At 69.8% G+C, this 15,583-nt stretch carries 11 protein-coding genes; 6 read left to right on the forward strand and 5 right to left on the reverse strand.

What is annotated here, in order from left to right; genetic code table 11:
• The 3 genes from VF794_RS22435 to VF794_RS22445 form a co-directional block, all read left to right on the forward strand.
• Positions 1-1,573, forward strand: a 1,573-nt coding sequence (locus VF794_RS22435; protein ID WP_331113642.1) for an FAD-dependent oxidoreductase, incomplete at its 5' end; no start/stop codon positions are given.
• 172 nt (positions 1,574-1,745) lie between these two features.
• Positions 1,746-2,534 carry an alpha/beta hydrolase gene (locus VF794_RS22440; RefSeq protein WP_331113643.1) on the forward strand — a complete coding sequence of 263 codons (789 nt, stop codon included), beginning with the start codon at positions 1,746-1,748 and terminating at the stop codon, positions 2,532-2,534.
• A 14-nt stretch (positions 2,535-2,548) separates the two neighbouring features.
• Complete coding sequence (locus VF794_RS22445) at positions 2,549-4,552, forward strand: ATP-binding protein (RefSeq protein ID WP_331113646.1); 2,004 nt, start codon at positions 2,549-2,551, stop codon at positions 4,550-4,552.
• A gap of 10 nt (positions 4,553-4,562) precedes the next feature.
• Here the strand turns inward: VF794_RS22445 and VF794_RS22450 are convergent, their stop codons facing one another.
• The 3 genes from VF794_RS22450 to VF794_RS22460 all read right to left on the reverse strand — a co-directional run bounded on the left by VF794_RS22450 (position 4,563) and on the right by VF794_RS22460 (position 9,021).
• Entirely contained in the window at positions 4,563-5,168 is a 606-nt protein-coding gene (locus tag VF794_RS22450) for a hypothetical protein (RefSeq protein ID WP_331113648.1), read from the reverse strand.
• Positions 5,169-5,174: 6 nt separating this feature from the next.
• Positions 5,175-7,514 (reverse strand): hypothetical protein, encoded by a 2,340-nt coding sequence (locus VF794_RS22455; RefSeq protein WP_331113650.1) that lies wholly within the window; start codon positions 7,512-7,514, stop codon positions 5,175-5,177.
• A gap of 121 nt (positions 7,515-7,635) precedes the next feature.
• Complete coding sequence (locus tag VF794_RS22460) at positions 7,636-9,021, reverse strand: sigma-54 dependent transcriptional regulator (protein ID WP_331113652.1); 1,386 nt, start codon at positions 9,019-9,021, stop codon at positions 7,636-7,638.
• Between the two features lie 63 nt (positions 9,022-9,084).
• On the opposite strand from VF794_RS22460, the gene VF794_RS22465 reads away from it, so the two are divergent.
• Positions 9,085-10,104 (forward strand): pirin family protein, encoded by a 1,020-nt coding sequence (locus VF794_RS22465; protein ID WP_331113654.1) that lies wholly within the window; start codon positions 9,085-9,087, stop codon positions 10,102-10,104.
• 11 nt (positions 10,105-10,115) lie between these two features.
• Here the strand turns inward: VF794_RS22465 and VF794_RS22470 are convergent, their stop codons facing one another.
• Together VF794_RS22470 and VF794_RS22475 are read right to left on the reverse strand one after the other, a co-directional pair.
• Positions 10,116-10,586, reverse strand: a complete 471-nt coding sequence (locus VF794_RS22470; RefSeq protein WP_331113656.1) for an FBP domain-containing protein — start codon at positions 10,584-10,586, stop codon at positions 10,116-10,118.
• Between the two features lie 198 nt (positions 10,587-10,784).
• Positions 10,785-11,972: a sensor histidine kinase gene (locus VF794_RS22475; RefSeq protein WP_331113658.1), complete on the reverse strand. Its 1,188-nt coding sequence runs from the start codon at positions 11,970-11,972 to the stop codon at positions 10,785-10,787.
• 140 nt (positions 11,973-12,112) lie between these two features.
• On the opposite strand from VF794_RS22475, the gene VF794_RS22480 reads away from it, so the two are divergent.
• On the forward strand, positions 12,113-13,258 hold the full coding sequence (locus VF794_RS22480) for a hypothetical protein (protein WP_331113660.1): 1,146 nt from the start codon (positions 12,113-12,115) through the stop codon (positions 13,256-13,258).
• 13 nt (positions 13,259-13,271) lie between these two features.
• Positions 13,272-15,443 (forward strand): bifunctional alpha,alpha-trehalose-phosphate synthase (UDP-forming)/trehalose-phosphatase, encoded by a 2,172-nt coding sequence (locus VF794_RS22485; RefSeq protein WP_331113662.1) that lies wholly within the window; start codon positions 13,272-13,274, stop codon positions 15,441-15,443.
• Positions 15,444-15,583 lie beyond the last annotated feature (140 nt).

Genomic DNA, 15,583 nt, shown 5'->3' on the forward strand with positions numbered 1-15,583 from the left:
GTGTCGGCGGGAGCGTCCGCGAGAGCCGGTGCCCGGAGCCCTCGTGGATCGGGCGGTGGACGTGGGGCACAAGCTGCGAGGCGGCCCCCTGCCACGCGCGGCGGAAGCCCAACCGGTGGACGTGCTGGTGGTGGGCGCGGGGGTGGCGGGCTTGAGCGCGGCGTGGCGGCTGGCGGCCGCGGGCGTGAAGGACGTGCGGGTGGTGGAGCTGGAGGCGGAGCCGGGCGGCACGTCGCGCTCGGGGCGCAACGAGGTGTCCGCGTACCCGTGGGGCGCGCACTACCTGCCGGCCCCGCTGGTGGATGCCGGGCCGGTGATGCGGCTGCTGCGCGAGCTGGACGCGGTGACGGGCGTGGACGCGGAGGGCTACCCCACCTTCGCCGAGGAGCTGCTCATCCGAGAGCCCGAGGAGCGCGTCTTCTACAAGGGTGAGTGGTACGAGGGCCTGTACCTGCGCGCGGGAGCGAGCCCCGCGGACCTGGAGGAGCTGGCGCGCTTCGAGGCGAGGATGAATGCCTTCGGGGCGGCACGGGACGCGAAGGGGCGCAAGGCCTTCGCGGTGCCCACGGCCCTCTCCAGCGACGACGTGGAGTGGACGGCGCTCGACAAGGTGAGCATGGCGCGGTGGCTGGATGCGGAGGGCTTCCGCTCGCCGAGGCTGCGCTGGCTGGTGGATTACGCGTGCCGGGACGACTACGGCACCACGGCCGAGGGCGTCTCGGCGTGGGCGGGCATCTGGTACTTCGCCGCGCGGCAGGACGGGAAGGGTGAGCGCAGCGAGGGCTTCTTGAGCTGGCCCGAGGGCAACGGGCGGCTGGTAGGGCACCTGCTGTCCGCGCTGCCGGCGGGGCAGGTGGAGCGCAACGTGCTGGTGCACACGGTGGAGCCCGGGGAGGGCGGCTGCCGGGTGGACGCGGTGGAGGCGGGGACGGGGCGGCCCCGGGCCTTCCGGGCGAGGCAGGTGGTGCTGGCCTGCCCGCGCTTCGTGGCGGCGCACGTGGTGGCGCCCTGGCGGGAGAAGCGCCCCGAGTGGGTGGGCGCCTTCCAGTACGGGCCCTGGGTGGTGGCCAACCTGACGCTCTCGGAGCTGCCACATTCCCGGGGCTTCCCGCTGGCGTGGGACAACGTCTTCTACGAGAGCCGCAGCCTGGGCTACGTGGTGGCCACGCACCAGGCGCCGCGCATGGACGAGCGCGGGCCCACGGTGCTCACCTGGTACCTGCCCCTGGCCGGGCTGGATGCGAAGGCCGAGCGCCAGAAGGTGCTCTCCGGCGGCTATTCCGAGTGGGAGGGGCTGGTGATGGCGGACATGCTGGCCGCGCACCCGGGGATCGCCGAGCAGGCCCGGCGCCTGGAGGTGATGCGCTGGGGGCACGCCATGGTGCGTCCCGGCCCGGGCTTCATGTGGGGCCCAGCGCGCTTCGCGGCCCAGGAGAGTCTGGGGGACGCGCTGCACTTCGCCCACTCGGACCTGGGGGGCATGGCCCTCTTCGAGGAGGCCAACTGGTTCGGGGTGAGGGCGGCGGAGAAGGTACTGAAGGGCCTGGGCCGCTCCGCGCCAAGCTGGCTCTGAGCATTGTCAGGGATTCAACTGGAGTACCGGGTTTGTGCAGGCTGCTCTGTCGCTGGCCTGACTGCCTGCTGGCCATGGGCCGTGGGGTCCATATCTTTTCCCAGAAATTCAGGTATTAATAACGCTTTAATTAATAATTCATTAATAAGCCTGATGGTGGAATTTCGTGCACATGAGCGCCCTCGGGAGAAACAACGTCAAGGTTCTGGGTAACGGCGGCAAGGCCATGCTCTTCGCTCATGGCTATGGCTGCGACCAGAACATGTGGCGGCTCATCACCCCCGCCTTCCGGGACGAGTACAAGCTCGTGCTCTTCGACCATGTCGGGGCCGGGCAGTCCGATGCCTCCGCCTACAGTCACGTCAAATACAGCTCCCTGAAAGGGTATGCGACCGATGTGCTGGAGATCTGCCGCGAGCTGGCCCTGACGGAGGTCATCTTCGTGGGGCACTCGGTGAGTGCCATGATCGGCGTCCTGGCCGCCCTCGAGGAGCCGAAGCGCTTCGAGAAGCTGATCTTGATTGGCCCCTCGCCCTGTTACATCAACGAGGGCGACTACGTGGGCGGGTTCACCCGGAAGGACATCGAGGGCCTGCTCGAGTCACTCGACAGCAATTACCTGGGCTGGTCCAGCACGATGGCGCCGGTCATCATGGGCAACCCGGACCGCCCGGAGCTGGGCGAGGAGCTGACCAACAGCTTCTGCCGCACCGACCCGGAGATCGCGAAGCACTTCGCGCGCGTCACGTTTCTCTCCGACAACCGGGCCGACCTGCCCAGGCTGAAGACCCGGTCGCTGCTCCTCCAGTGCTCCGAGGATGTGATCGCCCCGCTGCCCGTGGGTCAATACCTGCATGGACAGATGGCCGACAGCCACCTGGTGGTGCTGGAGGCCACCGGGCACTGTCCTCACTTGAGTGCGCCGGAAGAGACCATCGCCGCCATGAAAACCTTTTTGTAGTCGCTGGTAGGACCGTGGAAAACCATTCAGATACGCAGGGTGATGTCTATCAGAGGCTGTTCCACGAGAGCGCCGAGGATCTCTACGAGAACGCGCCCTGTGGGTACATCTACACGCTTCCCAACGGCACCATCGTCAAGGTCAACCAGACCTTCCTGAACTGGATGGGCTATCGGCGGGAAGAGCTCCTTGCTGGCAAGCGGCTGCAGGACCTGTTGGTCGTCGGTGGGAAGATCTTTTACGAGACGCACTACGCCCCCCTCCTGCGGATGCAGGGGGCGGTCAATGAGATCAACTTCGACCTGGTACACAAGGACGGTCACCTGCTGCCGGTCCTGCTGAATACCGTTCAGAAGAGGGATGCGGCTGGCAAGCCCCTCCTGAACCGGACCACCCTCTTCAACATCTCCGACCGCAAGCGCTACGAGCAGGAGCTGGTGCTGGCGCGCAAGAAGGCCGAGCAGGCCGCCAAGGCCAAAGCGGATTTCCTGTCGACGATCAGCCATGAGATCCGCACGCCGATGAATGCCATCATCGGGATCTCCAGCCTGTTGAAGGACACCACGCTCTCGCCCGAGCAGCACAAGTACGTCCACTTGTTGAAGTCCTCGTCCGAGAATCTGCTGAACCTGCTCAACGACGTCCTGGATTTCAGCAAGATCGAAGCGGGCAAGGTGACGCTGGAGGCGCGAAGCTTCGACATCCGCGAGCTGGTGTCTCGGGTCCTCTACGGGCTCAACGTCAAGGCCGAGGAGAAGAACCTCGACGTCCGGATGGACATCGACGAGCTGGTACCGGGCTACCTCCGCGGGGATCCGATCAAGATCGGGCAGGTGCTCACCAATCTGGTGAGCAACGCCATCAAGTTCACCGAACGGGGTGGTGTGACGGTGGCGCTGCGGGTCCGGGAGCTGTCCGGAGAGGCGGCTTCCATCGACTTCCGTGTCACCGATACGGGCATTGGAATTCCCCGGGACCGCCTGTCTCAGGTCTTCGAGGAGTTCACGCAGGCCAGCTACGACATCCATTTGAAATACGGAGGCACGGGCCTCGGCCTCACCATCAGTCAGAAGCTGCTGGAGCTGTATGGCAGCAAGATGGCCGTGGAGAGCACGCCGGGAGTGGGCACGTGCTTTTCCTTCAACCTGCGCCTGAAGATCGGCCGGGAGGCCGAAGCGGGCCCTGGTCCGGCGGAGAGCGTTCCGGATGCGCAGACCCTCCGAGGGCTGAAAGTCCTGGTGGCGGAGGACAATGCCGTCAATGTGTTCGTGCTCTCGCAGTTCCTGCGCAAGTGGAGCGTTCACTTCGAGGTGGTGGGGACGGGGCAGCAGGCCCTCCAGAAGGTGATGGGGGAGCGCTACGACCTGGTGTTGATGGATTTGCAGATGCCGGAGCTGGATGGCTACGCGGCCACCCAGGCCATTCGCGACCTTCCCGGAGACGGCTTCCGGCGGTTGCCCATCATCGCCTTGACGGCCTCGAACAAGATTGGCCTGGATGAGCGGCTGGACTCCGCTGGCTTCACGGACTTCATCGGCAAGCCCTTCAAGCCGGAGGCCCTCTTCACGAAGCTCGCCTTGCATGGCTCCCGGCAACTCCCGGGCCCGGTGGAGCGCCCCTCGTCGGGGGACGGGGCGGGGGCGCGGGCCTCGCTGGATTCAGCCACACCCGTGCCGCGCTTCAGCCTGGAGGAACTCAGGGAACTGGCGGGGGAGGACTCGCAGGCCCTCCACGAGTTGAGCACCATCGCCATCACCACCCACGAAGAATACAAAGACATCTTCCGAAAGGTGCTCGAGGCCGGCAATCAGGAGGATTTTGATTTTTATTACCACAAAATCAAGACCACCACGGAGCTGTTGCACGCCTACGCTCTCCGGGACGCCCTGCATCGGGGGAGGACGTTGCTGGCCGCGAATGACAAAGACGCGGCCAGGGTCCAGGCCGCCATCCATGACATCCATTATGAGTTGGAGTCCATCATCAGTGGCCTGAAGGCAGAGCTCCAGAAGACATAGTGTCCGCCCTCTACAGGGACTGGACGGAGCAGCGGCCCTCGGCCCCGCGCGTCAGGTCCTCCGCCACCGTGCGCAGCAGGCCTCGCGTCAGGGCCGAGCGCTCCGCCTCCGTCTTCTCCCCCTGGGTGAGCCACGTGGCCACCTTCCCCAGGCTCGTCGGCGTCACCACCTGGAGTTGGACTCCCACCTCCACGACGAAGGTCTCTCCCTCCTCCGGCTCCTCCTCCAGCACCCACGCTACCCGCTCCAGCTCCAGCGTCCCTGGCCCCGCCCCCAGCGGCCTTCCATCCAGCGCCCAACCCTCCGTCCTCGAGTAGCCCAGCACCTGGGTCAGGCGCGTGGCCTCCACGCGCTCGGAGAACCACAGCGGCCGGCGCCGCAGCAGCGTCAGCTCCAGCTCCAGCCGGCCCGCGAGCCCCAGCCGCATCAGCCGCTCCAACTCGGGCGCCACCAGCGCGAGCGCCTCGGGCCGCACCACCACGCGCCGCCCCAGTCGCGTCGCCGAGCATGTCGCGCGGGGTGACTCCTCGGCCCGGGCGCGGGGCGCGAGCAGCCCCAGCGCGGCCACCAGCACCGCACCGAGCCTCCTCCGCGCCCTCGTGCCGGGTCCCCTCATGGTTCCTCAGAAGGTCCGGACGAAGAGCAGCCGCGCCTCGGGGACGAGGGACGCCCGCTCGTCCGTGCGCCACGCCATCGTGAAGCGCACCGAGTCGCCCAGGTACAGCAGCGCACCCACGCCCAGCCTGGGGTCCATCCAGCCCGCCTCGCCCCGGTGCACCGTGCCCACGTCCGCGAAGGCGCCCAGGAGGCTCCGCCGGTACTCCGCGCTCGCCAGCAGTGAGGCGTCGCCGCGGAACTCCTTGAAGGCGTAGCCGCGCAGCGCGCTCCACCCGCCCAGCGCCTCCTGCTTCTGCGCTGGCAGGTCCGTGCCGCCCGCCACGCGCACCCGCAGCCGCAGGCCGTCATCGCGGCCGGTGTTCACGTGCAGCACGCTGTCGCTCACCACCTTCCAGAAGCGGAATCGGGCGTCTCCCCCCAGCTCGGGGCTGCCCACCTCCACCGTCAGCAGGCTGCGCAGCGCCGACTTCTTCGGCCACGCCCAGTCGTGCTGGAGCAGCGACAGCTCGGGAGAGCGGAAGAGCGAGCCCACCCCCTCGGCCCGCACCGCGTCGCTCGCGTACTCCACCCGGCCCACCAGGGACGTCATCTTCCCCTCGTCCACCTCCGGGTTGGGGAAGGGGGCCGAGTCGCGCCGGAAGAGGGAGAAGGGCGGGGTGAAGCTCACCAGCGACTCGTACGAGTCCCGCCGGTACTCCGCCCCGGCGAGCCACTTCGTCCCGAAGCGCCAGGTGGCGAAGGCCGAGTACCCGCTGCGCCGGAAGTACTCCGCATCCGGGCGGTTGAGGAGGGCGGAGTAGAGGAACGAGTCGATCGCCCCCATCCGCCACCGGTCGAAGGTGTCCGTGAAGTCGTAGAGCTGCACGCCCAGCTCCGCGAGGCGCAGCACCGGTACCTGCACCCGCGTCCCCACCAGCCAGTTGAGGCGCCGCTGGAGCCGCGTCTGCTCCGGGTCCTCCGCAATCCGCTGGCCGCCCCACCGCAGGGGGATGGTCAGGGCCCCGTCCAGCATCAGGTGCGCCCGGTTGCGCAAGTCCCACAGCTTGAGCGAGGTGGACAGGCCCGGGGCGAAGCCCGTCACCTGCGTGTGCATGGGGATGAGGTCCACGTCGAAGGAGGGACCGCGCGGGCGCACGTACACCACCACGCGCCGGCCCTCGGTGGTGATGGCGTTGTCGGGCTCGCGGTCCCAGTCCTCCGCCAGCTTCTCCAAGGACAGCTCGAGGTCCTCCTCTCCGCTCTTCTTCCGCTTCTTGCTCCGCTTCTCCGCCGCCACCGGCCGGTAGTGCCGCGCGCCGCTCGGATCTCGCTCCTCCACGAAGCGCATGGCCGGCGCGGGCAGCGTCTCCACGTCCCACAGCGAGAGGAAGGGCATCTCCGCCTCCACCCGCCTCGCCGCGCGGCGCAGATCGCTGCGCAGCAGGACGTCTCCGGGCCGGATGCCGAGCACCTCTCGCACCTGCCGGGCCACGTGCTCGTCCACGCCACGCACCTCCACCGCCTCCACCCGTCCCTCGTCCACCCGCACCTCCAGGCGTCCGTCCGGTGCCAGCGTGGCGTCGAGGTTCGCGAGCGGGTAGCCCTCGAGCTGGAGCTCGTCCATGGCGCGCTCCAGCGCCGCGGGCAGGCCCCGCCACACGAAGCCCGGGTGGAACGTGCCCTTCTCGAAGTGCGCCAGCAACTCCCTCGGCGGATGCGGGGCCGGGCAATCCTTGCCGCGGGTGGCGGTGATCTCCACCTTGCCGCTCTCCGTCTCGATGCGCAGGTGCGTCACCGTGGCGTCGTCCTCGTCCTCGTCGTCCGTGGAGTAGGGGGGGAGCCGGAACATGTCCTCCCGCACGTCCCGCAGCTCGTCGGCCTGCACCCCCTGGATGTCCACGCTCGTGACGTAGGGCTGCTCCTCCACGGTCACCACCAGCGTCGGGGTGGAGTCCTCCGCGAGCCGCACCGTGGGCGTCACCTTCACGAACAGCCCCGTGCGCGCCAGTCGCTTGAGGAGGACCGCCGCCTTCTCGGGGGTGAGCGGACCCCGGGCGGGAATCCGCGCCAGGGCGCGCACCTGCTGTTCGGAGAGCCGCTCGAGGCCCTTGAGCTCCACGTCCGCCAGCGCGCGCGTCTCCCCGGCGATGCTCAGCCGCAGCGCACCGAGCACCTCGGAGTCGCCCGCGTCGTCATCCTCGGAGAGGCAGGGATCCTCGTCTCGCGAGGGCGGGGCGGGAGGCTCCTGGGGAGCGGTGGCCGAGGGCGGCGTCGTGCCCGCGTCGGGCGCTTCCTGGGCACCCGCCGCGAGGGAGAAGAAGCAGAGCAGCAGTGCGATGCGGTTCATGCGAGACGGAAGGAGCACGGAGCGTTCCAGGTCCCTTGGCGCGGTAAGTGCGCGAAAACACGGAGCTTGATTCGCGGCGAGGATGTCATCCCCACATCCCGATGTCGCGGGGGGATGTGCGGATGACATCGGGAAGGCCTCAGGGCACCGGGATGCCGAGCGTCTTCACGCGGCGGTAGAGGTTGCCCCGGTCCACCTGGAGCAGGCGCGCGGCCCCGGCGATGCTGCCTCCCTCCTCCAGCGCGGCCTTGATGAGCGTGCGCTCGAAGTCGTCCACGTGCTCGCGGTAGCTCTTCTGGCCCAGCCCCAGGCGCTCGGGCTTCGCGGCGAGGATCGTGGGGCCGGCGAGGGACTCGGGCGTGAGGGTGAGCGGGCCGTCGCCGCGCAGCAGGTTCTGCCGCTCGATGAAGTTGCGCAGCTCGCGCACGTTGCCGGGCCACGGCCAGGCCCGCAGCGCTTCCTCCGCGCCGGGAGCCAGCACCAGCGGCACGTGTGGCCCGGCCAGCTCCGCCGCGAAGGCCCGGGCCAGCGGGAGGATGTCCTCGGGCCGCTCGCGCAGCGGGGGCAGGGTGAGGGGGAGCACGTTGAGGCGGAAATACAGGTCCTGCCGGAAGCGCCCCTCCTGCACCGCGCGCGTGAGGTCTCGATGCGTGGCGGCCAGGATGCGCACATTCACGGGGACGGGCAGGCTCCCTCCGAGGCGCTCCACCTCCTTCGTCTCCAGCACGCGCAGCAGCTTGGCCTGGAGCTCCAGCGGCATGTCGCCCAGCTCGTCGAGGAACAGCGTGCCGCCGTGGGCCTGCTCGATGCGGCCGAGCCGCCGCGCGTTGGCGCCCGAGAAGGCCCCGCGCTCGTGGCCGAACAGCTCGCTCTCCAGCAGCGTGGAGGGGATGGCGGCGCAGTTGACCGCGACCAGCCGCCCCTTGCGCCCCGAGGCGAGGTGGAGCGCCCGCGCCACGCGCTCCTTGCCCGTGCCCGTCTCGCCGGTGATGAGGATGGCCGTGTCGCTCGGGCCCACGCGGGCGATGAGCTTGCGCAGGGCCTCCATGGACGGGCTGTCCCCCACGAGGTGGCCGGGGCGGGCCAGCTCCTCCTGGAGCCGCTGCTGCTCCTCGCGCAACTCGCTGAGGGCGAGCGCGTTGCGCAGCGCCGTGAGGAGGCGCTCGGGGGAGGGCGGCTTCTCCACGAAGTCGATGGCACCCAGCCTCAGGGCCTGCACGGCCTCGGCGGGCGAGGCCTCACCGGAGAGCACCACCACGGGGACAGGCAGGGGTCTGGGCAGCCGAGCGAGCAACTCCAGGCCCGTCTCCCCGGGCATGCGCAGGTCCAGCACCATCAGCGCCGGCGGCGGGTGGGGCGCGTCGAGCAGGCGCAGGGCCTCGGCGGCCGAGCGGGCCTCCACCGGGGAGAAGCCCTCGTCGGAGAGCAGGCCCCGCAGGCCCTTGAGGACGCCGGGGTCGTCGTCCACGAGGAGGATGCGCGGGCCGGGAGCCAGGGGACGAGGGGCGGGGAGGGCGGATTCCACGGGCCCAGCGTAGCGCATCGGGTTGCGTGAAAAATCCCGCGTCACCGATTAGAGGGAGGACTCATGAGCGACGACGCCGTGCTGAGCGTGAACCCCCTGGGCTTTCCGTGGAAGACCTTCGACCCGTTCCTCTTCTGCGTCCACCATGACGACGCCTATCCGGCGGGGGACGAGCGGATGGGTCCCGCCGCCTCCCTCTCGGGCCGGGACATCGGGCAGGACTTCGAAGGGAAGGATGGCTGGCGCATGTACCACGGCGACGTGGTGCCTGGGTTTCCCCATCACCCGCATCGTGGCTTCGAGACGGTGACGATCGTGCGCCGTGGGCTCATCGACCATTCGGACTCCCTGGGGGCGATTGCCCGTTTCGGACATGGAGACGTCCAGTGGCTCACGGCCGGCAAGGGCGTCGTCCATTCCGAGATGTTCCCGTTGGTCGACCGGAAGGGTCCCAACCCGCTCGAGCTGTTCCAGATCTGGCTCAACCTGCCGAGAGCGAACAAGCTCGTGGAGCCCCACTTCTCGATGTTCTGGAACAAGGCCATTCCCAAGTACAGCACGCGCGACTCGGCTGGACGGTTGACCGAGGTGAATGTCGTGGCCGGGCGGCTCGCTCAATTGCAAGCACCCCCGCCGCCGCCGAAGTCCTGGGCGGCGCGGCCCGACTCGGAGGTGGCCATCTGGACCCTCAAGATGGCGCCCGGGGCGGAGTGGATACTCCCGCGCACGGAGCGCGGGGTGAACCGCGCGCTCTATTTCTTCGCGGGTAGCTCCCTTCGCATCGGCAACCGTCCCATCCCCCGCTCCTCCGCGGTCCAGCTCCGCGCCGAGCTGGACGTGACGCTCGTCAATGGCCCGGACGAGGGCGAGCTGCTCCTCTTGCAGGGGCGGCCGATTGGAGAGCCCGTCGTGCAGTACGGCCCGTTCGTCATGAACTCTCCTGCGGAGATCCAGCAGGCCTTCCAGGACTATCAGCGCACGGAGTTCGGTGGCTGGCCCTGGCCGAGCAATGGCCCGGTGCATGCGCGGGAGGAGGGGCGGTTCGCACGGCATCCCGACGGCCGCATCGAGCGGGCGGAGTGACGTAGGCGCGGCTACAGCGAGGGCTGCGCCTCCACGCCGAGCGCCTGGTGCGCGAAGCGGTACATGCGCTCCTGGAGCGACGTGAGGAAGTCGCGGGGTTGGCGGCCGGAGCGGTTGGCGATCTCCTCGAGCCTGTCCTTGCAGTGCAGGTCCAAGCACAGGCTCACGCCCACGCGGCGCTTCGAGTTCACATCCACGGTGAGCATGCCCACCTGGCTCGAGGGCCCCGAGGTGTGGCACCACTCACACATCTGGGTAATCAGATCGCCGCCGCTCTGATCGCGCCGGAAGATGATGCCCATCGGCTTGTAGCTGCCCGGAATGCCGAAGACGAGGTACACGCGCGCATTGGACGTCTCCGTCCACACCAGGTAGTCGCGCACGAAAAGCGGGAAGGTGACGCCCGCGGGCATTTCGATGACCCGGCGGTCGTGTGGCCGGAAGGACTGGATGAGTGCTCGGTCGCTCTCGAGTCGGAACACGGGCTCACTCCTGGGCAACGGCAGGACCCCTGCTGCGGGGCCCTGGCTCCTAACCATGGGCCTCGCGCCCGTCTCCGAAAACAGGGCGAGCGGGAAGGCAGGGCTACTCCCGTCCGGCCGCTCCCGTCGCGGGCGCGCTCACCGTGGGCAGCGCGCGGAGGGCCGCGAGGTACTGGTCATTAAATAAATGAGCGTGGGTCAGTCGACAAGGCGGGGCAATTCCACGAGCGCGAGCGTGCCGCCACCGGGCACGGGCTCCAGGCGCAGGCTGCCGCCATGCTCGTGGGTGATTTTCTGGGCGATGGGGAGCCCCAACCCGCTGCCGCCCGGCTTGGTGCTGAAGAGTCCTCGGGTGAGGGCGGGGCCCTCGAGCACGCTGGCGATGCCGCTGCCGCCGTCGCGGATGGCGACGCGGATGGAGGAGGGGAGGGCCTCGACGGAGATACGCACCGGGGCGGACGCGGGCGCGGAGGCCTCGGTGGCGTTCTTGAGGAGGTTGCCGAAGAGGCGGCGCAGCCCGTCCGGGTCGGCGGTCAGGGTGGGCTCGGGGCCGGGTTGCAGTTCCACGGGGACGGACGAGGTGCCCTGGTAGAGGGCGCATACCTCGGAGAGCAGGGGGCGCAGGGCCACGGGCTGGAAGCGCGGCGCGGGCAGGCGGGCGAAGTCGGAGAAGCTCCGCGTCATGCGCATGAGCAGCTCCACCTCCTCCTGGAGGAGGGCCACGGACTCGGCGAGGCGGGTGGCGTCCGGGGGCGCATCCGGTCGCGACAGCCGCGCCAGGGCGAGCTTCATCGCGGTGAGGGGATTGCGCAGCTCGTGGGCGAGCGCGCGGGCCACGTCCTGCCACGCCGCTATCTGCTCGGCGGCCTTGAGGTGCTCGCGCTGGGCGGCGAGCTCGCGGCCCATACGGTTGAACTGGACGAGGAGGAACTGGAGCTCGTCGCGGGGAGCGTCGGGGGCGGGGAGCTGGACGGAGAGGTCTCCCCGGGCATAGGCCCACATGCCCTGGGTGAGGGTGGAGACGGGGCGGGTGAGGGCGCGGCCGAGCAGCACGGCGGCGGCGGTGAGCACGGCGGTCGAGGCGAGCAGCAGGGCCGCCAGCAGCATGGGGGTGCGGCGCGCGAGGGCGCGGCGGGCCAGCTCCGCCTGGGCGAGGTTGAGGCGGGCCTCGTCGAGCGCGGCCGGGGAGCGCCCCTCGCGGGCGAGTTCGGTGGAGACGTCCTCGAGCACCTGCTCCACGGGCGCGAGGGATACGGAGAGCAGCTCCTGGAGGGCCTGCCGGGCGAAGACGCCGAGCAGCACGAGCGGCACCAGTCCCGTGACGAGCATCACGGCGAGGAGCCGGCGGCGGAAGCGGGCGGGAGGCGGAGGCAGGTCGGGAGGCATCGGCGGGGAGATGTTGGGCCACGCGGGGCCCTCCCGCCAGCCCGCGTCAGGTGGTGGGCGCGTCGGGCCGCGCGGGATGGAAGTTCTGTCCCCTTGCCTGCCCTGGGAGCGGACGGTGTGGGCTGGTAGCCTCCCGGGTGATGTCTCGTCTCCTCGCTTCTTCCCAGGCCTGGCTCTTCGGCCGAGGCGTGGACCTCACCGTCTTCGCGGGCAGCGCGCTCGCCTCGGTGGTGCTCGTGCTCGCCGCGTCCGCGCTGGGCGTCGTGGGGGACACGCCCCTGTGGGCATGGGTGATGCTCGTCGTCTGCGTCGACGTGGCCCACGTCTGGTCCACCCTGTTCCGTACCTACCTCGACGGGGAGGAACTGCGCCGCCGGCCGGGCCTCTACGTCGCCGCTCCACTCGTCGCGTACCTCCTGGGCGTCCTCGCGTACCTCGTCTCCCCTGGCACGTTCTGGCGCCTCTTCGCGTACGCCGCGCTCTTCCACTTCGTCCGCCAGCAGTACGGCTGGGTGTCCCTCTACGGCCGCAAGGCCCGCGTCTCCAGTGCCGAGCGCGTCCTCGATGCCGCCGCCATCTACGCCGCGACCCTCGGCCCCGTCATCTGGTGGCATGCCAACCTCCCCCGCGCCTTCTGGTGGTTCGTGGAGAACGACTTCCTCTCCGGGCTGCCGCGGTGGGTGGGGACGGTGGCACTCGTCCTCCATGGGCTCGTGCTCGTCGCGTGGGGAGGCTTCCAGGGCGTGCGCCTCGTGCGGGGCGAGGGCCTCCAGGTGGGCAAGGTACTGCTCGTGCTCGCCACCTGGGGGACGTGGTACGGGGGCATCGTCCTCGCCCGGAGCGACTTCGCCTTCACGGTGATGAACGTCCTCCTGCACGGCGTGCCCTACTTCGCGCTCCTCTTCCGCTATGCGCGCGGCCGGCTCGCCGAGGGGGGTTATGGCGGGCTCGCGCCCCTCGTGCGCCTGGGGCTGCCGGGCTTCCTCGGAGGGCTGCTCGCGCTCGCCCTCGGGGAGGAACTCCTCTGGGACTGGCTCGTCTGGCACGAGCGCTCCAGCCTCTTCGGCGAGAGCGGGCTGGTGCTGCCCGCGGATGTGCTGGTGCTCGTGGTGCCGCTGCTCGCGCTGCCACAGGCCACGCACTACCTGCTGGACGCCTTCATCTGGAAGCCGAGCCGTGATCCGGCGCTCCTGAATCGACTCGGGTGGACACGCCGCGCGGGTGAAGGTTCTCCAGAGAGCATGGCCCCCATTTCCGGGTTGGCCATCCCAGGCGCGACTGATTAAGCGTCTGGGACGTATGTCCAGACTCCTGCTCGTTTCCAATCGGCTCCCCGTCACCGTCAAGGCGGACAAGGACGGTGTCTCCGTGGTTCGCAGTGCCGGAGGGCTCGCCACCGGCCTTCGTGGCCCACATGAGCGCTCGGGGGGCGTCTGGATTGGCTGGCCCGGGGATGTCTCGCGCCTCACACAGGCGCAGCGCGCGTCGGTGGAGGCCCAGCTCGCCGAGCAACGCTGCGTGCCCCTCTATCTGAGTGCCGGTGAAGTCGGCCGCTACTACGAGGGCTACTCCAACCGCGTCCTCTGGCCGCTCTGTCACTACCTCATCGAGCGCATCCCCCGGCAGGACCGCGACTGGGAGGTCTACCGCAAGGTGAACGAGCGCTTCGCCGACCTGGTGGTGCGCCACTACCAACCCGGCGACACCATCTGGGTGCACGACTACCAGTTGATGCTGGTGCCGGCCCTCTTGCGCGCCCGGCTGCCCCAGGCCCGCATCGGCTACTTCCACCACATCCCCTTCCCGTCGAGTGAGATCTTCCGCACCCTGCCGCGCCGCGCCGAGCTGGTACGCGGTCTGTTGGGAGCGGACCTCATCGGCTTCCACACGCACACGTATGTGCGCCACTTCGCCAACAGCCTCATGAAGCTGCTGGGGCTGGAGACGGTGCTGGACCAGGTCGCCTACGGGGGGCGCCAGGTGCGCCTGGGAGACTTCCCCATGGGCATCGACGCGCAGGCCTTCGAGAACCTCGCCAACGACCCCGGGGTGCTCGAGGACGTGCGCGTGCACCGGGAGCGCAGCACGGGCCAGCGGCTGCTGATGGGCGTGGACCGGCTGGACTACACCAAGGGCATTCCCCAGCGACTGCTGGCGGTGCAGCGGTTGCTGGAGCGCGAGCCCTCCTGGCGCGGCCGGTTGCGCTTCGTCCAGGTGGCCGTCCCCAGCCGCACCGCGGTGGAGGACTACGCCACCTACCGCGACAAGGTGGACGAGCTGGTGGGGCGCATCAACGGCCTCTACGGCAGCGTCCACAACGTCCCCGTGCACTACCTCTACCGCTCCTTCAACGAGCGGCAGCTCACGGCCCTCTACCGCGCCGCGGACGTGATGCTCGTCACCCCCATCCGCGACGGGATGAACCTGGTGGCCAAGGAGTTCTGCGCCGCGCGCCCGGACGAGGATGGTGTGCTGGTGCTCAGCGAGTTCGCCGGCTCCGCGGACGAGATGGGGGACGCGGTGATGGTGAACCCCTACGACGTGGAGGGCATGGCGGACGCGCTGCAGGCCGCGCTGGAGATGTCGGAGGAGGAGCGGCGTACGCGCATGCGCAACCTGCGGGCCCGGGTGAAGGAGTGCGACGTGCACTGGTGGGTGCGCTCGTTCCTGGACACGCTCGAGGCCGTGCCCACCCCGCCCGCGCATGTGGAGCCAGCCCAGGCGGAGGCCGCGCTCGTCCGCATGCGGGCGGCTCCGAACCTGCTGCTCCTCCTCGACTACGACGGCACGCTGGTGCCCTTCGCGGCGAGGCCGGAGCTGGCCGCGCCGGACGAGGAATTGCGGGAGTTGCTGCGGCGGCTCACCACCCGGCCCAACACCCGGGTGCACATCGTCAGCGGAAGGCCCACGGAGACGCTGGACGCGTGGCTCGGGGGGCTTCAGGTGGGAATGCACGCCGAGCACGGCCTGTGGTCGCGCCCCACGCCCGGCGAGTCCTGGAAGGCCCTGGAGGGGGTGTCCACCGAGTGGAAGCCCCTGGTTCGCCCGGTGCTGGAGGCCTTCGCCGCGCGCGTGCCCGGCTCCCTCGTGGAGGAGAAGTCGGCGTCGCTCGCCTGGCACTACCGGCAGGTGGACCGGGTGCTCGGGGCACGGCAGGCGCGCGAGCTGCGGCTGCACCTTGGCGAGGTGTTCGCCCATGGCCCCCTGGAGGTGCTGGCCGGAGACATGGTGGTGGAGGTACGCGCGCGCGGGGTGAACAAGGGCCGTGTGGTGGGCCGCGTCACAGAGGGCATGGCTCCCGGGACATTGGTGGTGGCCATTGGAGATGACCGCACGGACGAGGACCTCTTCGCCGCGCTGCCCGAGGACGGCCTCGCCATTCACGCGGGCCACAAGGAGACGCGCGCGGGCTACCGGGTGAGCGGACCCGCCGAGGTGCGCAAGCTGCTCTCCGCGCTGCTGGAGGGCTGAGCCGGACCGGCTCCGGTGCGGGAGCCCCGTCCACGTTTCGCGACGGTAGGGGACGGCCAACCCGTTGAAAGCACGGGGGCACGGGCTGGCATGCCGGGTGCGGAGTGCGAGGGACTACCTCCCAGGAGTCCCCACATGAG

The organism is Archangium sp. (assembly GCF_036389735.1).
In the GTDB taxonomy this organism is placed as follows: Bacteria; Myxococcota; Myxococcia; order Myxococcales; family Myxococcaceae; genus Archangium.